The following is a 22,077-nucleotide window of genomic DNA, read 5'->3' on the forward strand; positions in this document are numbered from 1 at the left end:
TTACCGCAGCAATGGATATGTACACCATCCAACTGTGTTGACTGCCAGGCCGCCTTCGCAGGCAAGCCATCTCCCACATTGGGATCCTGGGGCGCCAGGGAGATAGGCGCCGGCTGTCAGGCCGTCGCGGGAGCAAGCCCCCACATGGACTCTGCCCACCCCTTATTTGCGACATTTCCCACCTATCGCCGGGCTTTACAGCCAGCCCACTTCGGCAGATGATTTGCACCGCCACATTCCACCCCAAGCGAGAGAACCCACCATGAGCAAAAAGCCATCCAAGCATGGCCCCAACAAGGCCAAATCCATCATCGCCCAGCCCTTGTTCCGCAGCCGCCAGGAACGCGCCGGCAAAGGCAAAGGCAGCTACCGCCGCGAAGCCTTCCAGTCTAATAGCTGGGAGGCTTCTTACTTTCTGGCTGCCTGAAGGCAAGCGCCCCTCTGGCATGATAAGGTCTGTACCTGATTGGTAATCCCTGGACCTGTGCATGCCCTCTAGTCTTTCCCGTCGTTGGCACCTACGCCAATTGATCGCTGCCTCCAGCCTCATTCTGCTCGTCGCCTGCGCCGAAAAGCCCACGGCTGCGGACGCTCAACCCCTGCCCAAGCTCCAGACCGCCCCGGCTATTGCGCCTGCCGTGGTTGCCCCATTGGCAGTGGACAATCTCGATATCCAACCCACCCAGACCTTTGCCGAGTGGCAGGCTGGCTTCCGTGCACAAGCCCTGCAAGCCGGGATTACGCCCGCGGTGTTCGATAACGCCTTTGCCGGCGTCACCCCCGATATGGCGGTGATTCGTGCCGACCGCAGCCAGCCAGAGTTTTCCCGCCCGGTGTGGGAATACATCGAGGGCGCCCTGTCGCCGCTGCGCGTGCGCAATGGCCAGGCGTTGCTGGTCAAGTACGCCGATATCCTGCAGCGCATCGAAGAGCGCTATGGCGTTGACCGCCAGGCACTGGTCTCGGTGTGGGGCATGGAAAGCAACTTTGGCCAGTTCCAGGGCAATAACTCGGTAATCCGTTCCCTGGCCACCCTGGCTTACGAAGGCCGTCGCCCGGCCTTTGCACAAGCGCAACTGCTGGCGGCGCTGCAGATCATCCAGCATGGCGATATCCAGGCTGACCAGATGAAAGGCTCCTGGGCCGGGGCGATGGGCCAGACCCAGTTCATCCCGACCACCTACAACACCCACGCCGTGGACTTCGACGGTGACGGTCGCCGCGATATCTGGAACAGCCCGGGCGATGCCCTCGCCTCCACCGCGCACTACCTGCAAAGCTCCGGCTGGCAAAAAGGCCAGCCGTGGGGTGTTGAAGTGCAGCCGCTGCCGTCGGGCTTCGATTACAGCCTGGCCGATGGTGGCGTGCGCAAGACCGTGGCGCAATGGCTGCAACTGGGCATCCAACTGCCGCCTGGCGTGAGCCTGCCGGCGAATGTCGACCAGCTGTCCGCCGCCCTGCTGCTGCCGGCCGGCTACCGTGGCCCGGCATTCCTGGTGCTGGATAACTTCCGCGCGATCCTCAAGTACAACAATTCGTCGTCCTACGCACTGGCGGTTGGCCTGCTGTCGGAGCGGTTTGGCGGTGGCGGTGTGATTCGGGGCAGTTGGCCCAAAGATGAGCTGCCATTGAGCCGTTCGCAACGCATCGACCTGCAGACGGCGCTCAGCGCCAAGGGCTACGACGCGGGTAATGCCGACGGGATTATTGGCGCCAACACGCGCAAGGCGATTCGGGCTGCACAGCAGGCGCTGGGCTGGCCGGCGGATGGGTATCCGACAGTGAAGTTGCTGGAGTCGCTGCAGAGCCAATAGATCGTTGTATGGCGGCTACCGCTTTCGCGAGCAAGCCCGCTCCCACATGTTGAATGCATTTCAAAATGTGGGAGCTGGCTTGCTCGCGAAAGGGGTCCAACAGGCGCCCATTATTTAAAGACTACATCCTGCTCCAGCACCACCCGCTGCTCCCCCGCATCCAGGCGCACCAAGGCGCCCATCGGCAATGTCAGGTTCGGGTCGCAATGCCCACTGCGCCAGCCCGCCAGCACTGGAATGCACAGCGGCGCAAAGGTCTGCTTCAACAGACGCGCCAGCGCCAGGTTATCCACACCGGCCACATCCCCTACAAGCACACCGGCAACCTGAGCCAGCTTGCCCGCCAACCGCAGGTGAGCCAGCAATCGGTCGATGCGATAAAGCGGTTCGTTGACGTCTTCGATAAACAGGATGATGCCATCGGCGTCTAGTTCGTACGGCGTGCCCATGACGGCGGCGATCATCGACAAGTTACCGCCCAGCAAGCGCCCACAGGCCACACCCGGCTCGATGGTGGTCAGCGGGTAGGCCATCGGGTGCGGCAGCACACTGCCGGCGCCCCGTTGGCCACGCAGCAGGCTGAACAACGAGGACTCGGTGGGCGGCTGTTTGCCGCCGAGCAGGTCGGCATTGAGCATCGGGCCGTGGAATGTCACAAAGCCCGCGTAGCGGTTGATCGCCAGGTGCAAGGCGGTGATATCGCTGTAGCCTACGAACGGCTTAGGGTTGGCGCGTAGCAGGTCGAAGTCCACGGCATCCAGCAAACGGGGCGTGCCATAGCCGCCACGCAGGCAAAGGATGGCATCGATGTCGGGGTTGGCGAAGGCCGCATGCAAATCGCGCAGGCGCACTTCATCGCTACCGGCCAGGTAGCCGTCGCGTTCGTGCACACCAGGGAAAATATGCAGGTCGTAGCCACGGGCACGCATCCATTGCCTGGCTTTTTCAACATCCAACTCGGCAGGGCCGGCGGGGGCGATCAGGCCGAGGGTGCCTTCGGGGCGCAGTGCAGGTACGGCGGCACTCGGTAGAGCGGTCATCCATGTTCTCCCTATCTGTAATGCAGAACCCAATGTGGGAGCGGGCTTGCTCGCGAAGGCGCCGTGTCAGTCAATGGATCAGGTGACTGACACGGCGCCTTCGCGAGCAAGCCCGCTCCCACACAAGCCCGCATTTCACATTGATTCTGGAGCGGCTTACGAAACCAGGCTCGCCTTGACCAGCTTGGCCTGCTCATCGGCGTGATACGAAGACCGCACCAACGGGCCAGACGCTACGTTCTTGAAGCCCATCTTGTAGCCTTCCTCGGCGAACCAGGCGAAGGTGTCCGGGTGCACGAAGCGCTGCACCGGCAAGTGGCTGCGGGACGGTTGCAGGTACTGGCCCAGGGTCAGCATGTCGATGTCGTGTTCGCGCATGCGCTTCATGACTTCGATGACTTCTTCGTCGGTCTCACCCAGGCCCAGCATCAAGCCGGACTTGGTCGGAATGTGCGGCATCATCTGCTTGAATTTCTGCAGCAGGGTAAGCGACCACTGGTAGTCCGAACCCGGGCGCGCAGCCTTGTACAGGCGCGGCACGGTTTCCAGGTTGTGGTTGAACACATCCGGCGGCTCGGCGGCGGTGATTTCCAGGGCGACGTCCATACGGCCACGGTAGTCCGGCACCAGGGTTTCGAGCATCACGTTGGGCGACAGCTTGCGGATCTCGCGGATGCAGTCGGCAAAGTGCTGGGCACCGCCGTCACGCAGGTCGTCGCGGTCCACCGAGGTGATCACCACGTACTTGAGTTTGAGGTCGGCGATGGCGATGGCCAGGCTTTCTGGCTCGTTGACGTCCAACGGCTTCGGACGGCCGTGGCCGACGTCGCAGAACGGGCAGCGACGGGTGCAGATGTCACCCATGATCATGAAGGTGGCAGTGCCGCCAGAGAAGCACTCGCCCAGGTTCGGGCAGGACGCTTCTTCGCATACGCTGTGCAACTTGTGTTTGCGCAGCAGCGACTTGATACGGTCGACTTCCGGCGAAACCGGGATGCGCACGCGAATCCAGTCGGGTTTTTTCGGCAGCTCGGTGGTCGGGATGATCTTGACCGGGATGCGTGCAACCTTCTCGGCGCCGCGCAGCTTGACGCCGGCTTCCACCTTGGCACGCGGGGCCGGGGCTGGACGCTCAGTGATGTCCAGCGTCGGGATCATGGTTTGCACAACATCAGTAGTCATATCAATCGATTCCGCCCGTCAGGGTCGTCTGCTCTGCATAGTCGAGGTGTTTGACGAGCTGCGCGCGCAGCCGGGCACTTACCTCGGCAAATTCAATGGATGTTGCATGGTCACTCAACTGGGTCATTGCAAGCCCGGCATAACCGCACGGGTTGATGCGCCGGAACGGTGCCAGGTCCATGTCCACATTCAAGGCCAGGCCATGAAAGGAACAACCGTGGCGAATGCGCAGCCCCAGGGAGGCGATTTTCGCGCCATCCACGTACACACCCGGTGCATCGGGCTTGGCCACGGCGGTCACGCCGTAACTGGCCAACAGCTCGATCAGGCACGTCTCCATGCGGCTGACCAGGTCGCGCACGCCAAACCCCAGCTTGCGCACGTCCAGCAGCAGGTAAGCCACCAGTTGACCGGGACCATGGTAAGTCACTTGGCCACCTCGGTCGACCTGCACCACCGGAATATCACCCGGCAGCAGCAAGTGCTCGGCCTTGCCGGCCTGGCCCTGGGTGAAGACCGGCGGGTGTTCCACCAGCCAGATTTCATCCGGGGCCGAGGTGCCGCGCTCATTGGTAAAGCGCTGCATGGCATGCCAGACCGGCTCATAGGCCATCCGGCCGAGCTCGCGAAAGCCCAGGGTTTGCGACATCACAGCACCATGTGCACGAAGCCGGTGGCCCGCAGTTCGCTGTTGATGTCGTAGAGCTGGTCTTGACCGGTCGCAACGATGTGCAACTGGATAGTCGTGTACTTACCGGTGGTGCTGGAGCGCTCATCCACCCGGTTATCGTTGATCGTCGCATGTTTACGCACGATCTCAAGAATCGTGTCTTTGCGGCCCACACCGGTGTCGCTGATTACCTTGATAGGATAATCCGTCACAGGGAATTCGATTTTTGGCGCTTTTACTTCTTTATCGGTCATGGCAGAACAGCCTCGTAAGCGCTAAGCCGTGGCGACGGGCAAAGCCCCGCGCTGGATCAACGCGGGGCTTTGCAGGTGCACACAATCAGTTGAACAAGCCGTAGAAGAATAGACGGATGCTATCCCATACGCGGCGGAAGATACCACCTTCCTCGACAGCGTCCAGTGCGATCAGGTCGGCGCTGTGCACCACCTTGTCGTCCAGCTTGACTTCAACCTTACCGATCACATCACCCTTGGCGATTGGCGCAACCAATTGCGGGTTCAGGGTCATGCTGGCGGCGAGCTTTTTGAGCTGGCCTTTAGGCATGGTCAGGGTCAGGTCGTCGGCTAGGCCGGCCTTGACTTGCGAAGTCGCGCCCTTCCACACCGGCGCGGTCGCCAGCTCAGCACCCTTCTGGTAGAAGGTCTGGGTTTCGAAGAAGCGGAAGCCGTAAGTCAGCAGTTTTTGCGTCTCGGCCGCACGGGCCTGCTCGCTGTTGGTGCCGAACACCACGGCGATCAGGCGCTGGCCATCACGTACGGCGGACGACACCATGCAGTAGCCGGCTTCGTCGGTGTGGCCGGTTTTCAGGCCATCGACGGTCTTGTCGCGCCACAGCAACAGGTTGCGGTTAGGCTGCTTGATGTTGTTCCAGAAGAACTCCTTCTGGGAGTAGATCGCGTAGTGCACCGGGTCAACGCGGATGATCGCGCGCGCCAGGATCGCCATGTCGTGAGCCGACGAATAGTGCTCTGGGTTTGGCAGGCCAGTCGGGTTCATGAAGTGGCTGTTGGTCATGCCCAGCTCGCCGGCGGTTTTGTTCATCATGTCGGCGAAGGCGTCTTCGCTGCCGGCGATGTGCTCGGCCAGGGCGACGCTGGCGTCGTTACCGGACTGAATGATGATGCCGTGCAGCAGGTCGCTCACGGTGACTTGCGAACCCACCTTGATGAACATCCGCGAACCACCGGTACGCCAGGCGTTTTCGCTGACGGTCACCGGGTCGTTTTCGCCGATCTGGCCGCGACGGATTTCCAGGGTCGCGATGTAGGCGGTCATCAGCTTGGTCAGGCTGGCAGGCGGCAGGCGCACGTCACCGCCGTTTTCGACCAGCACGTTGCCACTGGCGGCATCCATGAGTACCCAGGACTTGGCGGCCAGTTGCGGGGAGGCCGGCACCATCTCAACCGCCCAGGCGGCTGGGGTGATGATCAGCGAGATAAGCAGGCACGTACGTTTGGCTAAGGTGGTGATGTTCATCCGTCTCTCGAAATTGCTTATGGAAACTTGCCCTCGCGGGCAAAACTATTCAGACAGCCCGCTTCCAGACTGTCACGTGTTCGGTTGCCCGCTCACCCCTTGCCCCTGGGTTTTTATTGTTCAACGAGCCAACAACCAGGGTTCAAGCGCGCAGGCGCGCCTGAGCCATCAAACCGTTACTGCTTATTCTGCGGTGACCACGCTGGGTTGCCCCAGGTTGGCCAGGCGCACGCTGTTCTGCACTTGCGCCACTTCGCTTGGCGAGCCGATCGGGCCCATGCGTACACGGTGCAAGGTTTGCTGGTTACGCACGATGGAGCTGATGAAGACCGGCGCGCTGACCATGCCGCTGAGCTTGGACCTTAACAGTTCTGCCGCATCCGGGTTGGCGAAAGCGCCGACCTGCAGGTATTGCCCGCCCGCCATCGAGGCGCCCGGTGCCGCGTGCGGCACGACGACAGTATCCGGAGCATGTTGCGCCGGCGGCGGCGTCCACTGCTCGATCTTGCCGGTCGAGGCCGTCACTTGCGGTTGCGGGGTAACCGGTTCGTTGAGCATCAACGGCGCGGGTTTGCCACGCTGGGCCCAGTACTGCGCCGGGTCGATGCCTTCGACCTTGACCCGTGCAGTGCCGGTTTCGGCATACCCGAGTTTCTTGGCGGCCGCGTAGGACAAGTCAATGATGCGGTCCGAATAGAACGGCCCGCGGTCATTGACCCGCAGGATCACGGTACGGTTGTTGTCCAGGTTGGTCACGCGCACATAGCTGGGCAGCGGCAGGGTCTTGTGGGCCGCGCTCATGCCATACAGGTCATACACTTCGCCGTTGGCGGTGTTCTGGCCATGGAACTTGGTGCCGTACCAGGACGCGGTGCCCGATTGCACGTAGGTCTTGGATTCCTGCAGCGGGAAGTAATTCTTGCCCAGCACGGTGTAGGGGTTGGCCTTGTAGGGGCCGGTGTGCAGGGTGGGCGTGGCGTCCGGGATTTTCGATACATCCACATCCCACCACGGCGCGCCGTCTTTGTGCGCGCGGTTGATGTCCAGGCCCGGCTGGGCGCGGACCACCGCACCGCCCGCTTTCTTGGCCGGCGCACGGTTAGGGGTGGTGGAACAACTGGCTACCAACAAGGACAACGCGGCGAACGCCACCAGCTTGAGCGGTTTTTTGAACGGCGATACCCGCATTACTTGTTGCCCCGTGCTTGAACCAGCTCATCTGACAGCTGATGCACGGCCATGGCGTACATCACACTGCGGTTATAACGCGTGATTGCGTAGAAATTCTTCAGGCCCATCCAGTATTCAGGGCCATTTGCGCCTTCCAGGCGGAATGCCGTCACCGGCATGTCGTCGCGTGGCGCATTCTGACTCGACCAGCCCAGCGCTCGCAACTCCCCAACGGTCTTGACCGGTTCGATACCTTGGGTCAGGCCCTCGTCGGCGCGCTCGCCCGTGACATCGGCGCGGATAACCACCGGCTCGCCGCCAACCCAACCGTGGCGCTTGAAGTAGCTGGCCACGCTGCCGATGGCATCGTCGGGGTTGCTCCAGATATTGATGTGCCCGTCACCGTCGAAATCCACCGCATAGGCGCGAAAGCTGCTGGGCATGAACTGCGGCAAGCCCATCGCCCCGGCGTAGGAGCCCTTGAGGCTCAGCGGGTCGACCTGCTCTTCGCGGGCCAGCAACAGGAATTCGCGCAGTTCCTTGCGGAAGAACTCGGCGCGGGGCGGGTAATCGAAGCCCAGGGTCGACAAGGCGTCGATCACCCGATAGCTGCCGGTGTTGCGCCCGTAAAAGGTTTCGATGCCGATGATCGAGACGATCACCTGGGCCGGCACGCCGTACTCTTGCTCGGCGCGGGCCAGGACTGCCTCGTGCTGGCGCCAGAAGTCCACGCCGCGGGCGATGCGCGCATCAGTGAGGAACATCGGGCGATAGTCCTTCCACTGCTTTACGCGTTCGGCGGGGCGAGAGATGGCGTCGAGGATCGCCTGCTTTTTCTGGGCTTCGCGGAACACGCCCATCAGTTGCTCGCCGGCAAAACCATAGTCGCGGGTCAGCTCACCAACAAATTCGGCGACCTGGGGAGAGCCATCGTAGTCACCGGCCTGCGCCTCTTGCGTTGCCCCCAGCAGCCCAATCAGGCCCATCCAGGTCGCATGCCGAGTCGCCCAGCCGCGCATTACTTGCATTGACATCTTCACCTTATTCAAACCTGTGCGATCCACTTGCGATGCGTATGAATCGACATCAAAACCCCAAACGCTGACAGCAATGTCACCAGCGAAGTTCCGCCGTAGCTAATGAATGGCAACGGCACCCCAACCACCGGCAGCAGGCCACTGACCATACCGATGTTGACGAAAACGTAAACAAAAAACGTCATGGTCAGGCTGCCGGCGAGCAATTTGCCGAACAGCGTCTGCGCCTGGGCCGTGATCACCAGGCCGCGACCAATCAACAGCAGATAGATCAGCAACAACGCGCAAATGCCCACCAGGCCGAACTCTTCGCCCATCACCGCGATGATGAAGTCAGTATGGCTCTCGGGCAAGAAGTCCAGGTGGGACTGGGTGCCCAGCAACCAGCCCTTGCCAAATACCCCGCCGGAACCAATGGCCGCCTTGGACTGGATGATGTTCCAGCCGGTGCCCAACGGGTCGCTCTCCGGGTCGAGGAACGTAAGGATCCGTTGCTTCTGGTAGTCGTGCATAAAGAAGAACCACATGGCCACGGCCACGGGCACCGCGGCGGCCAGCACGCTGAGGATCCAGCGCCAGCGCAATCCGCCCATGAACAATACGAACGCGCCACCGGCGAGGATCAGCAACGAGGTGCCCAGATCCGGCTGGCGCACGATCAGCACGAAGGGCACGCCGATCAGGATCAGGCTGATGGCCACGTGCTTGAGCTGCGGCGGCAAGGTGCGCTTGGACAGGTACCAGGCAATAGTGGCCGGCATCAGGATCTTCATGAATTCCGACGGCTGGAAGCGAATCACCCCGGGGATGTTGATCCAGCGTGTGGCGCCCATGGCGTTGTGGCCCATGACGTCCACCACCACCAGCAGCAACACGCCGGCGACATACCCCAAGGGCACCCAGCGCGCCATGAAGCGCGGCTCCAATTGAGCGATCACCACCATCGACAGTAAACCCAGGCCAAACGAAGACGCCTGCTTGATCAGCAGGTCCCAGTTCTTGCCGCTGGCCGAATACAGCACGAACAGGCTGCCGGCCGCCAGGGTCAGCAGCAGGATCAGCAAGGGGCCATCAATGTGCATGCGTTGCAGCAACGTCGCACGGCGACGCATCACATCTTCGCTGGAGAGGATGCGGTCAAAATTACTCTTCACGGGCCGTAACCTCGGGGCTTGAAGGGGGGCCGCCATACTCGGGCTTGAGCCGGCCATCGTCGGCCAGCAGCCAGGCATCCATCACCTGGCGTACCACAGGGGCCGCGACGCCGGAGCCGGACTCGCCGTTCTCGACCATCACGGCCACCACGATTTTCGGGTCTTCCGCCGGGGCAAAGCCGACAAACAAGGCGTGGTCGCGGTGGCGTTCCTGCACCTTGGAACGGTCATACTTTTCGCCCTGTTTGATCGCGACCACCTGGGCCGTACCACTCTTGCCGGCAATGCGGTACTGCGCGCCGATTGCCGCCTTGCGTGCGGTGCCGCGAGCACCGTGCATCACCTGCTGCATGCCGTGGTTGACCTTGGCCCAGTCGGACGGGTCACGCAGCACGATGTCCGGAATCGGATTGTCGTCCACCGGCTTTTCGCCTTCGATGGTCCTGGCCAGGTGCGGTCGGTTCCACACGCCTTTGTTCGCCACCAGCGCCGTGGCCTGGGCCAGTTGCAGCGGTGTGGCCTGCATATAGCCCTGGCCGATACCGAGGATCAGGGTTTCGCCGGGGAACCATGCCTGGCGGCGGGTCGCACGCTTCCACTCCCGCGACGGCATCAGGCCGGGGGATTCTTCGAACATGTCCAGGGAGACTTTCTGACCGAGGCCGAACTTACCCATGTAGGCAGACAGCCGATCAATCCCCAGCTTGTGGGCCAGGTCGTAAAAATAGGTGTCGTTGGAGCGCATGATCGCGGTATCCAGGTCGACATAGCCGTCACCGGAGCGGTTCCAGTTACGGTATTTGTGGTCATAGTTGGGCAGCATGTAATAGCCAGGGTCGTACACCCGGCTTGAAGCCGTGACCACACCAGCATCCAGGCCGGCAATCGCCACCGCCGGCTTGATGGTCGAGCCCGGTGGGTACAGGCCGCGCAAGACGCGGTTGAACAGTGGCCGGTCGATGGAATCACGCAGCTCGGCGTAGGCCTTGAAGCTGATGCCGGTCACAAACGGGTTGGGGTCGAAGCTGGGCTGGCTGACCATCGCCAGCACTTCGCCGGTCTTCGGGTCCAGCGCCACTACGGCACCCCGCCGACCGCCCAGGGCCATCTCGGCAGCTTCCTGCAACTTGATGTCCAGGCTCAGGACAATGTCCTTGCCCGGCACCGGGTCGGTGCGCTTGAGTACCCGCAATACGCGGCCACGCGCATTGGTCTCGACTTCCTCATTACCTACCTGGCCATGCAACTCGGCCTCATAGAAGCGCTCGATGCCGGTTTTGCCAATATGGTGGGTGCCGCTGTAGTTGATCGGGTCGAGGGTTTTCAGCTCTTTCTCGTTGATCCGCCCCATGTAGCCAACGGAGTGGGCAAAGTGCGGCCCTTGCGGGTAATGCCGCACCAACTGCGCTACCACTTCCACACCTGGCAGGCGGAACTGGTTCACCGCAATGCGGGCGATCTGCTCTTCGGTCAGCTCGAACAGAATCGGCACCGGCTCGAACGGCCGGCGCCCCTGCCGCATGCGTTTCTCGAAAACCACCCGGTCTTCCGGCGTCAGTTGCAGCACCTCGACGATGACATCGAGCACCTGCTTCCAGTCGCCGGAACGTTCGCGGGTCATGCTCAGGCTGAAGCTGGGCCGGTTATCGGCAACCACTACGCCATTGCGGTCGAAGATCAGCCCACGGGTCGGCGGAATCGGTTGCACATGCACCCGGTTATTTTCCGACAGCGTGGAGTGATAGTCGTACTGGATCACCTGGAGGAAATACAGCCGCGCAATCAGCACGCACATCAGCACCACCACCAAAACAGCACCGAACACCACCCGCGCGCGTACCAGACGTGCGTCTTTCTCGTGGTCCTTGATGCGGATCGGCTGGGTCATCGGGGGCGGCGCAGACTATTTGTGGTAAGGGTGCCCGGACAGAACTGTCCAGGCGCGATACAGCTGTTCACCGATCAGAATCCTTACCAACGGGTGCGGCAACGTCAGCGCCGACAGCGACCAGCGCTGATCGGCTCGCGCACAGACTTCCGGCGCCAGCCCTTCGGGGCCGCCGACCATGAAATTGACCGTGCGCGAATCCAGGCGCCAGCGATCCAGTTCCACCGCCAGTTGCTCGGTGCTCCAGGGCTTGCCGTGCACTTCAAGGGTGACGATGCGCTCATTGGGGCCGACCTTGGCCAGCATGGCTTCGCCTTCCTGACGGATAAAGCGCGCCACGTCGGCGTTCTTGCCCCGGGTATTGAGCGGTATTTCCACCAGCTCAAGCGACAGCTCAGCGGGCAGACGCTTGGCATATTCGTGCCAGCCTTCTTCCACCCACTTGGGCATGCGTGAACCGACAGCGATCAGACGCAGGCGCACAGCCGTTCCTTATTCCTGGTCTTTGTTGAGCTTGTCGAAGTGCGCGTGGCCCACTTCCGGGCTGTGGTGCTTGCCATCGGCAGCACGGCTCTGCTCGGCGCCTTTCCACAGACGCTCCAGGTCGTAGAACTGGCGAGCGTTGGAGGTCATCATGTGAACGATCACATCGTCCATGTCCAGCAACACCCAGTCGCTGTCGCCCTTGCCTTCTTCACCCAATGGCTTGACGCCCTGGGCTTTGACGGCTTCACGAACCTTGTCCAGCATCGCGCCGATCTGGCGGTTGGAGGTACCGGTGGCGATGATCATGAAGTCGGTGATGCTCTGCTTGTCGCGCACGTCCAGCACCTGGATGTCCTGGGCTTTAACGTCTTCCAGGGCAGCCACGGCGACTTTCACCAGCTCTTCGCCAGCCAGTTCCGGGCCAACATGGGCTTCAACCGGCAGCGGTGCGCTTTTGAAGGTGCCTTTGCGCTTAACTTTGCTTACGTCTTTGTTCGTCATATAAAACTCGTTTTGCTCGTATGTTCGGGCGCTTGCTGCACGGTTCGTGCGTTCAAGCGCGCCTTTTTAGTTCGACGCACGGTAAAGCCCGTGCGCATCGATGTAGGCCAGGACCGCGTCAGGCACCAGGAAACGTACCGACTTCCCGCTGGCCAGCAGTTGACGGATCTGGGTGGCGGACACCGCAAGCGGGGTCTGCCAGACGAATGCAATATTCCCGTTCGGCCCGGTCAGGGCCAAGGGGTCACTTACCGACCGCGCGGCCAGCAGGTTGCGCAAGGCATCCGGCGGTTCGCTGTCGGCATCCGGGCGTTGCAAAACCAGGATGTGGCAATGCTGGAGGAGTTCCTCCCAGCGGTGCCAAGAGGGCAGGCCGCAAAATGCGTCCCAGCCCAAAAGCAGAAACAGTGGGTCATCTGCGGCCAATTCGGCGCGCATCAGCTCCAGGGTGTCGATAGTGTAGGACGGTTTATCGCGCTTGAGTTCGCGATCGTCCACCACCAGCGGCGATATACCTTCTACGGCAACACGCACCATTTCCAGGCGTTGCTCGGCGGCCACCTGCGGCGTGTCGCGATGGGGCGGCCGGAAATTGGGCAGCAGGCGCAGCTCATCCAGCGCAAGGGCATCCGCAACTTCCAGGGCACTGCGCAAATGGCCGATGTGCACGGGGTCGAAAGTACCGCCGAGCAGCCCGATGCGTTTAGTCATCAAGTGCGCACATGACCGTCGCCAAACACCACGTACTTCTCACTGGTCAGCCCTTCGAGGCCCACCGGGCCGCGTGCGTGGAGCTTGTCGGTGGAAATACCGATCTCCGCCCCCAAGCCGTACTCGAAGCCGTCGGCAAAACGCGTCGAGGCGTTGACCATCACCGAAGCGGAATCCACTTCGTTGAGGAAACGCCGGGCATCGCTGAAATGCTCGGAAACGATGGCGTCGGTGTGCTTGGAGCCATAGGTATTGATGTGTTCGATGGCCTGGTCCAGGTCGTCGACGATGCGGATCGACAGGATCGGGGCCGTGTACTCGGTGTACCAGTCCTGCTCGGTCGCCTCGATGACGTCCGCGCCCAGCAACGCCCGGGTGCGCTCGCAACCGCGCAGCTCTACCGACTTGTCACGGTAGATGGCAGCCAGCGGCGGCAGCACGCGCTCGGCAATGCCGGCGTGCACCAGCAGGGTTTCCATGGTGTTGCACGGCGCATAGCGGTGGGTCTTGGCGTTGTCGGCAATGCGGATCGCCTTGTCGAGGTCGGCGGCAATGTCGATGAACACATGGCAGACGCCGTCCAGGTGCTTGATAACTGGCACCTTGGCATCGCGGCTGACGCGCTCGATCAGGCTCTTGCCACCTCGCGGTACGATCACGTCGACGAATTCCGGCATGGTGATCAAGGCACCCACGGCCGCGCGGTCGGTGGTTTCCACCACTTGCACCACTTCAGCCGGCAACTCGGCCACGGCCAGGCCCTGCTGGATGCAGGCGGCGATGGCGCGGTTGGAGTTGATCGCCTCGGAACCGCCACGCAGGATGGTGGCGTTGCCGGACTTGAGGCACAGGCTCGCGGCGTCGATGGTCACGTTCGGGCGTGACTCATAGATGATGCCGATCACGCCCAGGGGCACGCGCATCTTGCCCACCTGGATACCGGACGGCAGGTAACGCATGTCGCGAATTTCACCGATGGGATCAGGCAGCTTAGCCACCTGACGCAGGCCTTCGATCATGTCGTCGATACGCGCCGGGGTCAGCGCCAGGCGGTCCAGCAAGGCTGGCTCCAGGCCATTGGCGCGCCCATTGGCCAGGTCCAGCTCGTTGGCGGCAGTCAGCTCGGAGCGCGAAGCATCCAGAGCATCGGCAGCCGCCAGCAGCGCACGGTTCTTCTGCGCGGTGCTCGCACGGGCGATCAACCGCGAGGCCTGCCGGGCAGCGCGACCCAGGCGGGTCATGTAGTCAAGAACGGACTCAGTCATGGTCAGGGAGTCTTGGCAAAGAGGAAAGCGGCAGATTATAGCTGTGACGCCGCCCGACTGACAGCGGTGAGGGGCGGATGGTCGAAATGAACTGTAAAAACCCCAGGTTCAGGCGTAATTAAGCTGAGAGTTGTTATGATTCGGTCACATTTAGCCGTATCAACCCTTGACCGCCATGCCCGATTTTTTGCCCCAGCTACCCGCCAGCCCCCTGCCCGATAGCTTCTTCGACCGCGACGCGCAACTGCTTGCCCGCGAACTACTCGGAAAAGTCATTCGCCATCGCGTGGGCGATCTCTGGCTTTCGGCGCGAATTATTGAAACCGAAGCCTATTACGTGGCCGAAAAAGGCAGCCACGCCTCACTCGGCTACACAGAAAAGCGTAAGGCTTTGTTTCTGGATGGTGGCCATATCTACATGTACTACGCCCGTGGCGGTGATTCGCTGAACTTCAGCGCCCATGGCCCGGGCAATGCCGTGTTGATCAAATCGGCCTATCCCTGGGTCGATGACATTTCCGGCGCGGCGAGCCTGGCGCAGATGCTGTTGAACAACCCCAACCCCGATGGCAGCCCACGCCCCTCGCAAAAGCTGTGTGCGGGCCAGACGCTGCTGTGCAAGGCACTGGGACTGAAAGTGCCGATGTGGGACGCCAAGCGCTTCGACCAGGAACTGCTGTATGTCGAAGACGTGGGCCAAGTGCCCACGCAGATTATCCAGACCAGGCGCCTGGGCATCCCCAGTGGGCGCGATGAGCACTTGATGTACCGTTTCGTCGATGCTGGCTATGCGCCTTATTGCACGCGGAACCCGCTGCGTCGGGGGCAGGTCGAAGGCCGGGATTATTTTTTGATTTAACCCGCGACACATCCCATGTGGGAGCTGGCTTGCCTGCGATAGCGGTGGGTCAGGCAACTTCAATGCTGGCCATGCCGCCGCCATCGCAGGCAAGCCAGCTCCCACAACTGGATCTTCAGTGTTTTTGAATATGTATGCATGGAGTGGATTGTATGGGCCAATGGCTCGATAGCATTACCGGCTGGTTGACCCTCAACCCACAATGGCTGGCAGCGGCGGTGTTTATTGTCGCGTGCGTGGAGTGTCTGGCGATTGCCGGGTTGATCGTGCCAGGCACGGTATTGCTGTTTGCAATCGCCGCGCTGGCTGGCAGCGGTGCGCTGTCGCTGAGTGAAACCCTGCTGCTGGGCTTCCTCGGCGGTTTGTTGGGCGACGGCGTTTCCTATTATCTGGGCCGCCACTTCCATCAGAACATCCGGCGCCTGCCCGGCCTGCGCCAGCATCCTGAATGGATGAACGGCGCAGAAACCTACTTCCACAAGTACGGGATTGCCAGCCTGTTGGTCGGGCGTTTCATCGGACCATTGCGCCCTATGCTGCCGATGGTGGCGGGTATGTGCGACATGCCCTTCCCGCGCTTCGCCGCCGTGAGCATCATTGCCGCAGCGGGCTGGACCGTGGCCTATCTGCTGCCGGGCTGGGCCGCCGGCGCCGCGTTCCGCCTGCCGTTGCCGGAAGGTTTCTGGCCGGAAGCGGCGATTATCGCGGCGTGCCTGGCGGTGCTGCTGGGGCTGAGTTTGAACAGCAGTTGGCGTGGGCATCGGCGCGCCACCTTGTGGATCGGTTGCGCCAGCCTGGTGTTGTTGATCGCACTGTTTATCGGCTACCCCCATCTCAATGACTTCGACCAGGGCCTGAGCGCCCTGGTGCAGGAACATCGCAGCCCGTGGCTGGACGAAGTGATGGTGCGGGTCACCCAACTGGGCGAGTTCAAGAAGATGTTTTTCGCCAGCGCGGTGTTCACTGGCCTGTTGCTGCTAGCGCGGCAATGGCGCCAAGCCGTGTTTGTCGGCGCCACCCTCGCCGGCGCGGCAGTGATCAACACCGGCACCAAGCTGTTCTTTGCCCGTGGCCGCCCGGAAATCCTCACCGACCCGCTGACCAGCTTCAGCATGCCAAGCGGCCATGCCTCCGGTGCCTTTGCCTTCTTCCTGGCGCTCGCGGTATTGGCCGGTCGCGGCCAACCCACGCGGCTGCGCCTGACCTGGATGCTGTTGGGCTGCATTCCGGCGGCGTTCATTGCCTTGTCGCGGGTCTACCTGGGCGCCCATTGGCCTACAGACATCCTGGCCGGCACGTTGCTGGCCATGACCGTATGTGCGTTCAGCCTGACGGCAATCGAGTACCGCAGCCCATTGCCAGCCATGTCGCAAAAAGCCTGGTGGCTGGTGCTGCCCGCCGTGGTAGCCGTGCTCGGTTTTATCGCCTTTACCGGCACGCCCCACGCCCTGCTCAGGTACGCCTACTGACCCTTGGCCGGGCCGATCCAGTCCACGGAGGCGCTGCGCCGTTCAACGCAACGTTCGCGGCGCTCCAGCAGCATCTCATCGGCCACTTCGGCGGCGCGCTCGGCGATGTACTCCGCGCCCCGCGAGGCTTGCTGCTGGAGTAATTGCGTGGTCACGCTGACAAAATAAGCGTCCCACGCGACTTGTTCCGAGGGTGTCAGCCGAATCATGGTTATCTCCGATCATTGTTGTGTGATCGGAAAATAGTGCAGGCGACGCAGTGGAGACGACCGAGCAAAGTCTGAAAGCTCTGTCAGGCAAATCCGAACCTCAGGTGAACAGTTCGCCCTGCAGTTCATCGAGCAACATCTGGATCGCATCCAAGCGTTGCTGTGGGTCGTCCAGTTGCAGCAAGTCGATCTTGTCGGCCTCGGTAAACGGCAGCAGATAGGCCAACCGGTTGCCCAGGGCTTGCTGGCCTTCGACGTCACCGCCCATGTCCAGCGAAGCCACCATCGGGTGCTCGGCCAGGGCCTCAAGCAACGCCAGTAAGTCGGCGTCTTCTTCGCCCAGTGGCGGGTCCGGCAACTCTTGCAACCATTGCACGTCGGCCACCAGCAATTGGTCTTTCTGCACGTCGGTCTCATGCACGCGGAAACGACGCCCCCCTTCGACGCGAATGCCCAGCAGGCCGTTGTCCTGCTGTTTGAAGTCACGAATCAGCGCTTCACAACCGACAAGCGCATAACCGTCAGGGGCCATGCCCACCTCTGAGCCATCCAGGATGCACACCACACCAAAGCCTTCGCCCTTTTTCATGCAACGGCCGATCATGTCCAGGTAGCGTGCCTCGAATATCTGCAAGTCGAGGGTGCAGCCTGGGAACAGCACAGTGTTGAGGGGGAATAGCGCCAGACTCATAACGGCTTCCTTAAAACCTGGTTTAAACAATGACCGACACCGCCAACGGCAGGAACACCGCCGTGGCCACGCCCATCAAACTCATGGCCAGCGCCGCGAAGGCGCCGCATTCTTCGCTTTCCTGCAGGGCCACCGAAGTACCGACGGCGTGGGCGGTCATGCCCAAAGCCATGCCGCGCGCTTCGGGGCTGCGTACACCCAGGCGCGTCAAGAGCGCTGGGCCGATCATCGCGCCGACCACCCCAGTGATCAACACGAACACCGCTGCCAAGGCCGCCACGCCGCCGATCTGCTCGGCCACCAGCATGGCAATCGGCGAGGTCACCGACTTGGGCGCCATGGTCATCAGCACTCTGTGTTCGGCACCAAACCACCACCCCAACGCCACACAAAGGCCGGTGGCCAATACCCCGCCTACCACCAGCGTAGTAAAAATCGGCCAGAACAATTGGCGAATCCGTCGCAGGTTCAGATAAAGCGGCACCGCCAGGGCCACGGTCGCAGGCCCCAGCAGGATGCCCATGATCTCGGTGCTCTTGCGGTATTCGGCGTAGCTCAGGCCGCAGGTGAGCAGCACGCCGATCACCAGCAACATCGACACCAGCACCGGCTGCAGGAAGATCCGGCGGGTTTTCTCGAACCCCGCCAGCACCAGTTGATAGGCGCCCAGGGTGATACCGATACCGAACAGCGGGTGATGAATGACCGCCGTCCAGGCGCCTTGCCAGTCGAGGATCATTGGTCCTTCTCCTTGCGCTTGACCATCTGCTGCATCAGCACACCGACAAAGCCCATGGCGATCACCAGCGACAACACCAACGCCCCGACGATGGCCCAGAAATCCGCCACGATGTCCTTGGCGTACACCATCACCCCCACGGCCGGCGGCACCAGCAGCAGTGGCAGGTAACGCAACAGGCTGCCGGCCGCCAGGCTCAGGGGCTCGCCGACTTCACCGCGCCAGACCAGAAAGCCCAGCATCAGCAGCAAGCCGATGATCGGCCCCGGCAGCACCGGCACCAACAAATGATTGATCGCGGTGCCGATCAATTGAAACAGCACCAGCCAGGTCAGGCCACGTAACAGCATCCCGCTCTCTCCCCCTCAACGCTCGCGCGCATTATAAGCATGCCCGCCCTATGCTCCGGCATTCGCCAAAAGCATCTTGGGTTGACCGGGCTGATTGCCCATGATGATCTACATTGGTTCTCTGTAACCGATAAAAACGCCCGTTACCGATGGGCAAAAATGATGAACCAAGGAGAGACGCAATGCCCTATGTACCCGTAGCGCAGCTCAAAGATTACGTCGGCAAGGAACTGGGACGTTCCGAATGGCTCACCATCGACCAGGCGCGTATCAACCTGTTCGCAGAAGCCACCGGCGATCATCAGTTCATCCACGTCGACCCGGTCAAGGCCGCGCAAACCCCGTTCGGCAGCACCATCGCCCACGGGTTCCTGTCGCTGTCACTGATGCCCAAGCTGATGGAAGACATCCTGATCATGCCCGAAGGCTTGAAGATGGCCGTCAACTACGGCCTGGACAGCGTGCGCTTTATCCAGCCGGTGAAAGTGAATTCCAAGGTGCGCCTGAACGTCACCCTCACAGACGTCACCGAGAAGAAGCCGGGCCAATGGCTGTTCAAGGCCACGGCCACCCTGGAAATCGAAGGCCAGGAGAAGCCGGCTTACATCGCCGAGTCGCTGTCACTGTGCTTCGTATAACCACCACACCCCCACTGTAGGAGCGAGCTTGCTCGCGAAGGTCGTCATCGATAACGCTTGCTGGCTGAATAAATGCGGCGCCTGTGAGTTTTTCGCGGGCAAGCCCGCTCCTACAGGTGATGGATCCTGCGCATAGACCACTAGGTTCGGCACCCCGGCTACGGCATACTCGGCGCTCAATTATCCGGATCCCGCTATGCGCCCACTCGCTCCCCTTGCCCTTGCCCTGTTGCTCACCGCTTGCGGAGACGGCGAATCGCTGTTGCCGCCCGATGCGCGCCTGCCCGATGGCGGCCGCTACCGTGGCGATGTGGTCAACGGTTTGCTGCAAGGCCAAGGCCGTGTGGACTACCCCAATGGCAGCTGGTACGCCGGCCAATTCGACAAAGGCCAGTGGCACGGCCAGGGCGAATGGCACGGCAGCAATGGCGAAGTCTATAAAGGCGAATTCAAGCAGGGCCTGTTTGACGGCCAGGGCAGCCTGACCACCTCGGGCAGCAGCTACGTGGGCGGCTTCAAGAACGGTCGACGCAACGGCGAAGGCACCCTCAAAGAGGGGCAGATGACTTATCGCGGCGAATTCCAGGACGACCAGTACTCAGGCCTCGGCCGCCTGGAACTGGCCGACGGCAGCCAGTACCAGGGCCAGTTCGCCCACGGCAAGCCCAATGGCGAAGGCCAACGCAATGACGACAGCGGCAACCAGTTCAGCGGCCGTTTTGTCGATGGCCAACTGGAAGGCAATGGCACCTTCAACAGCGCCGAGGGCGATATCTATGTCGGCCAATTCAAGCAGAACCAGCTCAACGGCAAAGGCCGCTACGAGAACGCCGACGGCGATGTGTGGATCGGCCAGTTCAAGGAAGGCGCGCTGACCGGCAAAGGCGAATTGATCGGCGTCGATGGCAGCCACTACGTCGGCCAGTTCAGTGACTGGCGCTTTACCGGTGAAGGGCGTCTGAACCTCACCGATGGCAGTTTCTATATCGGAGGCTTCGACAGCGACAACTATCAAGGCCGTGGCACCCTGGTACTCACCGACGGCACCGTGCAGTCCGGCACCTGGGTCAATGGCCTGCGCGTACGCGACGCCGAGGGCAAGCTGCTGCCCGACCCACTGGAGACCGGCATACTGGCCCAAGGCCGCTTGCTCGATGACGCCCTGGCAGCCGTGCCCGCGTCCACCCCAGCCGTGGAGCTGTACACCCTGGTGCTGGCCGGTGACGGCAAACAAAGCGTGTTCCTGCGCGAAGCCGATTACGTCAGCAACCTGCTCGCCACCCGCTTTGGTGCTCGCGGGCAGCTGCGCCTGGTCAACCACCGCGACCACATCGCCGACCGCCCCCTGGCCACCCGCGAAAGCCTGCGTCGTTCCGTGCAAACCCTGGCCGAACGCACCGGGCCGGAAGACCTGGTGTTCATTTATATGACCAGCCATGGCACCCATGAGCATGAACTGGTGCTCGACCAACCGCGCATGGAACTGGCCGACCTGCCCGCCGATGAACTAGCGGCCGTGCTCGCACCACTGAAAAACCGTGACAAGGTCATCGTGATCTCCGCCTGTTACTCCGGCGGCTTCATACCGGCGCTCAAAGATGAGCGCACCCTGATCATGACAGCCTCCCGCGCGGACCGCGTGTCGTTCGGCTGCTCGGAAGAAGCAGACTTCACCTACTTCGGTGATGCCCTTTTCGCACAAGCTTTCAACCAAACGGATGATTTGCAACACGCCTTCAAACTGGCACAACTGCACGTGGCCGAACGCGAACAGGCGGACAATTTCGAAGCCTCCGAACCGCAGATCTGGGCACCTAAAGGCGTGATCGCCCATTGGCAATTATTACGTAAACAGCAGGCACGAAAGGCGCTCGAAAGCGTCTCAATGAATAGCAAGGAAGCCAAAGGCAACTAAGCTGTAACGTGTAACAAGGGGGAAACACCATGTACCTGACACCGCAGCATATCTTGCTGGCCGGGGCTTCCGGCCTCACGGGCGAACACCTGCTCGACCGCCTGCTCAACGAACCCACCGTGACCCGCGTGCTGGCACCCAGCCGCAAACCATTGGCTGAACATCCACGCCTGGAAAACCCGGTGGGCGAGCCGGCGGTGTTCCTGCCGCAACTGAGCGGCCGCGTGGATATCGCCTTCTGCTGCCTGGGCACCACGATCAAAAAGGCCGGCTCGGAAGCTGCGTTCCGTGCGGTCGACCTGGACATGGTGGTGGCTTTCGCCAAGCGCGCACGGGAACTGGGCGCGCGGCATCTGATCGTGATCAGCGCAATTGGCGCCGACCCGAAATCCTCGGTGTTCTACAACCGCGTCAAGGGGGAAATGGAACTGGCGCTCCGAGCGCAAGACTGGCCGCAGTTGACCATCGTACGTCCGTCGCTGCTGCTGGGCGAACGACTGGAACCGCGCCTGGCCGAGCAGTTAGCCGGGCCTTTGTCACGGCTTATTCCGGGCAAGTACCACGGTATTGAAGTCTGCGAACTGGCCCGCGCCATGTGGCGCCTGGCGCTGGAAGAACAGGATGGCGTGCGGGTGGTGGAGTCGGACGAGTTGCGCAAGCTCGGCAAGTAATGATGCGGGGCTGGTACTGGCCTCATCGCAGCATCGGTATCTAAATAACGCGGTAGCGCTCAACGCTAACCACGATGCGAAGCGAGCCGCTCTTGATCTGCTTTTGATCTCAGGCGCCCCG

The 22,077-nt window shown here is 61.8% G+C and carries 24 protein-coding genes; 7 read left to right on the forward strand and 17 right to left on the reverse strand.

Features of this window, described 5'->3' with window-relative positions:
- Positions 1-262: 262 nt before the first annotated feature.
- A complete protein-coding gene (arfA, locus tag A7K61_RS24850) occupies positions 263-427 on the forward strand; it encodes an alternative ribosome rescue factor ArfA (RefSeq protein ID WP_003176285.1) in 165 nt (54 codons plus the stop codon).
- 61 nt (positions 428-488) lie between these two features.
- The gene (locus A7K61_RS24855) at positions 489-1,814 is read left to right on the forward strand and encodes a lytic murein transglycosylase (protein WP_044268967.1); all 1,326 of its coding nucleotides are present in this window, start codon (positions 489-491) and stop codon (positions 1,812-1,814) included.
- Between the two features lie 110 nt (positions 1,815-1,924).
- Here A7K61_RS24855 and A7K61_RS24860 read toward each other — a convergent pair whose 3' ends face one another.
- From A7K61_RS24860 to A7K61_RS24920, 13 genes are all read right to left on the reverse strand, one after another.
- Positions 1,925-2,854, reverse strand: coding sequence for an LD-carboxypeptidase (locus A7K61_RS24860; protein WP_069558572.1), 930 nt, complete (start codon positions 2,852-2,854; stop codon positions 1,925-1,927).
- 156 nt (positions 2,855-3,010) lie between these two features.
- Entirely contained in the window at positions 3,011-4,012 is a 1,002-nt protein-coding gene (gene lipA / locus A7K61_RS24865) for a lipoyl synthase (protein ID WP_161794304.1), read from the reverse strand.
- 25 nt (positions 4,013-4,037) lie between these two features.
- Positions 4,038-4,685 (reverse strand): lipoyl(octanoyl) transferase LipB, encoded by a 648-nt coding sequence (gene lipB / locus A7K61_RS24870; protein WP_032895159.1) that lies wholly within the window; start codon positions 4,683-4,685, stop codon positions 4,038-4,040.
- Positions 4,685-4,960 (reverse strand): DUF493 domain-containing protein, encoded by a 276-nt coding sequence (locus tag A7K61_RS24875; RefSeq protein ID WP_003194466.1) that lies wholly within the window; start codon positions 4,958-4,960, stop codon positions 4,685-4,687. Before A7K61_RS24875 ends, lipB begins: the two co-directional genes overlap by 1 nt.
- An 85-nt stretch (positions 4,961-5,045) precedes the next feature.
- Positions 5,046-6,203, reverse strand: a complete 1,158-nt coding sequence (locus tag A7K61_RS24880) for a D-alanyl-D-alanine carboxypeptidase family protein (RefSeq protein ID WP_003194468.1) — start codon at positions 6,201-6,203, stop codon at positions 5,046-5,048.
- A 183-nt stretch (positions 6,204-6,386) separates the two neighbouring features.
- Positions 6,387-7,391, reverse strand: coding sequence for a septal ring lytic transglycosylase RlpA family protein (locus tag A7K61_RS24885; RefSeq protein WP_069558573.1), 1,005 nt, complete (start codon positions 7,389-7,391; stop codon positions 6,387-6,389).
- Entirely contained in the window at positions 7,391-8,401 is a 1,011-nt protein-coding gene (gene mltB, locus A7K61_RS24890) for a lytic murein transglycosylase B (protein WP_047711860.1), read from the reverse strand. The genes A7K61_RS24885 and mltB overlap by 1 nt, the downstream gene beginning before the upstream one ends.
- A gap of 17 nt (positions 8,402-8,418) precedes the next feature.
- Complete coding sequence (rodA, locus tag A7K61_RS24895; protein WP_044268991.1) at positions 8,419-9,522, reverse strand: rod shape-determining protein RodA; 1,104 nt, start codon at positions 9,520-9,522, stop codon at positions 8,419-8,421.
- 31 nt (positions 9,523-9,553) lie between these two features.
- Positions 9,554-11,452, reverse strand: a complete 1,899-nt coding sequence (gene mrdA, locus A7K61_RS24900; protein WP_003194477.1) for a penicillin-binding protein 2 — start codon at positions 11,450-11,452, stop codon at positions 9,554-9,556.
- A 15-nt stretch (positions 11,453-11,467) separates the two neighbouring features.
- Positions 11,468-11,935, reverse strand: a complete 468-nt coding sequence (rlmH, locus tag A7K61_RS24905; protein WP_003176297.1) for a 23S rRNA (pseudouridine(1915)-N(3))-methyltransferase RlmH — start codon at positions 11,933-11,935, stop codon at positions 11,468-11,470.
- A 9-nt stretch (positions 11,936-11,944) separates the two neighbouring features.
- Entirely contained in the window at positions 11,945-12,439 is a 495-nt protein-coding gene (gene rsfS / locus A7K61_RS24910; RefSeq protein ID WP_003176298.1) for a ribosome silencing factor, read from the reverse strand.
- A gap of 66 nt (positions 12,440-12,505) precedes the next feature.
- On the reverse strand, positions 12,506-13,150 hold the full coding sequence (gene nadD, locus A7K61_RS24915; RefSeq protein ID WP_003194480.1) for a nicotinate-nucleotide adenylyltransferase: 645 nt from the start codon (positions 13,148-13,150) through the stop codon (positions 12,506-12,508).
- The gene (locus A7K61_RS24920; protein ID WP_034126904.1) at positions 13,150-14,415 is read right to left on the reverse strand and encodes a glutamate-5-semialdehyde dehydrogenase; all 1,266 of its coding nucleotides are present in this window, start codon (positions 14,413-14,415) and stop codon (positions 13,150-13,152) included. Before A7K61_RS24920 ends, nadD begins: the two co-directional genes overlap by 1 nt.
- A gap of 175 nt (positions 14,416-14,590) precedes the next feature.
- On the opposite strand from A7K61_RS24920, the gene A7K61_RS24925 reads away from it, so the two are divergent.
- Positions 14,591-15,274 carry a DNA-3-methyladenine glycosylase gene (locus tag A7K61_RS24925; protein WP_069558574.1) on the forward strand — a complete coding sequence of 228 codons (684 nt, stop codon included), beginning with the start codon at positions 14,591-14,593 and terminating at the stop codon, positions 15,272-15,274.
- Between the two features lie 152 nt (positions 15,275-15,426).
- Positions 15,427-16,743: a bifunctional DedA family/phosphatase PAP2 family protein gene (locus tag A7K61_RS24930; protein WP_069558575.1), complete on the forward strand. Its 1,317-nt coding sequence runs from the start codon at positions 15,427-15,429 to the stop codon at positions 16,741-16,743.
- Here A7K61_RS24930 and A7K61_RS24935 read toward each other — a convergent pair.
- The 4 genes from A7K61_RS24935 to A7K61_RS24950 all read right to left on the reverse strand — a co-directional run bounded on the left by A7K61_RS24935 (position 16,737) and on the right by A7K61_RS24950 (position 18,732).
- The gene (locus A7K61_RS24935; RefSeq protein ID WP_032895144.1) at positions 16,737-16,952 is read right to left on the reverse strand and encodes a hypothetical protein; all 216 of its coding nucleotides are present in this window, start codon (positions 16,950-16,952) and stop codon (positions 16,737-16,739) included. The genes A7K61_RS24930 and A7K61_RS24935 overlap by 7 nt on opposite strands.
- Before the next feature lie 100 nt (positions 16,953-17,052).
- Positions 17,053-17,643, reverse strand: a complete 591-nt coding sequence (locus tag A7K61_RS24940; RefSeq protein ID WP_047711863.1) for an LON peptidase substrate-binding domain-containing protein — start codon at positions 17,641-17,643, stop codon at positions 17,053-17,055.
- 22 nt (positions 17,644-17,665) lie between these two features.
- On the reverse strand, positions 17,666-18,382 hold the full coding sequence (locus A7K61_RS24945) for an LrgB family protein (RefSeq protein WP_069558576.1): 717 nt from the start codon (positions 18,380-18,382) through the stop codon (positions 17,666-17,668).
- Positions 18,379-18,732 carry a CidA/LrgA family protein gene (locus A7K61_RS24950; RefSeq protein ID WP_003194494.1) on the reverse strand — a complete coding sequence of 118 codons (354 nt, stop codon included), beginning with the start codon at positions 18,730-18,732 and terminating at the stop codon, positions 18,379-18,381. Before A7K61_RS24950 ends, A7K61_RS24945 begins: the two co-directional genes overlap by 4 nt.
- Positions 18,733-18,914: 182 nt before the next feature.
- Here A7K61_RS24950 and A7K61_RS24955 point away from each other — a divergent pair, with 182 nt between their 5' ends.
- The 3 genes from A7K61_RS24955 (at position 18,915) to A7K61_RS24965 (ending at position 21,956) form a co-directional block, all read left to right on the forward strand.
- Complete coding sequence (locus A7K61_RS24955; protein WP_003194496.1) at positions 18,915-19,370, forward strand: MaoC family dehydratase; 456 nt, start codon at positions 18,915-18,917, stop codon at positions 19,368-19,370.
- A gap of 196 nt (positions 19,371-19,566) precedes the next feature.
- Positions 19,567-21,285, forward strand: coding sequence for a C13 family peptidase (locus A7K61_RS24960; protein WP_047711865.1), 1,719 nt, complete (start codon positions 19,567-19,569; stop codon positions 21,283-21,285).
- A gap of 29 nt (positions 21,286-21,314) precedes the next feature.
- Positions 21,315-21,956, forward strand: a complete 642-nt coding sequence (locus A7K61_RS24965; protein ID WP_003194500.1) for an oxidoreductase — start codon at positions 21,315-21,317, stop codon at positions 21,954-21,956.
- Positions 21,957-22,077 lie beyond the last annotated feature (121 nt).

Origin of the sequence: Pseudomonas sp. AP42 (assembly GCF_001728935.1) — a bacterium.
GTDB classification, from domain to species: domain Bacteria; phylum Pseudomonadota; class Gammaproteobacteria; order Pseudomonadales; family Pseudomonadaceae; genus Aquipseudomonas; species Aquipseudomonas lactis.

Bases quoted from the DNA above. Each gene is read 5' to 3' on its own strand.
- arfA (WP_003176285.1), top strand. From the start codon at position 263: ATGAGCAAAAAGCCATCCAAGCATGGCCCCAACAAGGCCAAATCCATC.
- A7K61_RS24855 (WP_044268967.1), top strand. From the start codon at position 489: ATGCCCTCTAGTCTTTCCCGTCGTTGGCACCTACGCCAATTGATCGCT.
- A7K61_RS24860 (WP_069558572.1), bottom strand. From the start codon at position 2,854: ATGACCGCTCTACCGAGTGCCGCCGTACCTGCACTGCGCCCCGAAGGC.
- lipA (WP_161794304.1), bottom strand. From the start codon at position 4,012: ATGATCCCGACGCTGGACATCACTGAGCGTCCAGCCCCGGCCCCGCGT.
- lipB (WP_032895159.1), bottom strand. From the start codon at position 4,685: ATGTCGCAAACCCTGGGCTTTCGCGAGCTCGGCCGGATGGCCTATGAG.
- A7K61_RS24875 (WP_003194466.1), bottom strand. From the start codon at position 4,960: ATGACCGATAAAGAAGTAAAAGCGCCAAAAATCGAATTCCCTGTGACG.
- A7K61_RS24880 (WP_003194468.1), bottom strand. From the start codon at position 6,203: ATGAACATCACCACCTTAGCCAAACGTACGTGCCTGCTTATCTCGCTG.
- A7K61_RS24885 (WP_069558573.1), bottom strand. From the start codon at position 7,391: ATGCGGGTATCGCCGTTCAAAAAACCGCTCAAGCTGGTGGCGTTCGCC.
- mltB (WP_047711860.1), bottom strand. From the start codon at position 8,401: ATGCAAGTAATGCGCGGCTGGGCGACTCGGCATGCGACCTGGATGGGC.
- rodA (WP_044268991.1), bottom strand. From the start codon at position 9,522: ATGCGTCGCCGTGCGACGTTGCTGCAACGCATGCACATTGATGGCCCC.
- mrdA (WP_003194477.1), bottom strand. From the start codon at position 11,452: ATGACCCAGCCGATCCGCATCAAGGACCACGAGAAAGACGCACGTCTG.
- rsfS (WP_003176298.1), bottom strand. From the start codon at position 12,439: ATGACGAACAAAGACGTAAGCAAAGTTAAGCGCAAAGGCACCTTCAAA.
- nadD (WP_003194480.1), bottom strand. From the start codon at position 13,150: ATGACTAAACGCATCGGGCTGCTCGGCGGTACTTTCGACCCCGTGCAC.
- A7K61_RS24920 (WP_034126904.1), bottom strand. From the start codon at position 14,415: ATGACTGAGTCCGTTCTTGACTACATGACCCGCCTGGGTCGCGCTGCC.
- A7K61_RS24925 (WP_069558574.1), top strand. From the start codon at position 14,591: ATGCCCGATTTTTTGCCCCAGCTACCCGCCAGCCCCCTGCCCGATAGC.
- A7K61_RS24930 (WP_069558575.1), top strand. From the start codon at position 15,427: ATGGGCCAATGGCTCGATAGCATTACCGGCTGGTTGACCCTCAACCCA.
- A7K61_RS24935 (WP_032895144.1), bottom strand. From the start codon at position 16,952: ATGATTCGGCTGACACCCTCGGAACAAGTCGCGTGGGACGCTTATTTT.
- A7K61_RS24940 (WP_047711863.1), bottom strand. From the start codon at position 17,643: ATGAGTCTGGCGCTATTCCCCCTCAACACTGTGCTGTTCCCAGGCTGC.
- A7K61_RS24945 (WP_069558576.1), bottom strand. From the start codon at position 18,382: ATGATCCTCGACTGGCAAGGCGCCTGGACGGCGGTCATTCATCACCCG.
- A7K61_RS24950 (WP_003194494.1), bottom strand. From the start codon at position 18,732: ATGCTGTTACGTGGCCTGACCTGGCTGGTGCTGTTTCAATTGATCGGC.
- A7K61_RS24955 (WP_003194496.1), top strand. From the start codon at position 18,915: ATGCCCTATGTACCCGTAGCGCAGCTCAAAGATTACGTCGGCAAGGAA.
- A7K61_RS24960 (WP_047711865.1), top strand. From the start codon at position 19,567: ATGCGCCCACTCGCTCCCCTTGCCCTTGCCCTGTTGCTCACCGCTTGC.
- A7K61_RS24965 (WP_003194500.1), top strand. From the start codon at position 21,315: ATGTACCTGACACCGCAGCATATCTTGCTGGCCGGGGCTTCCGGCCTC.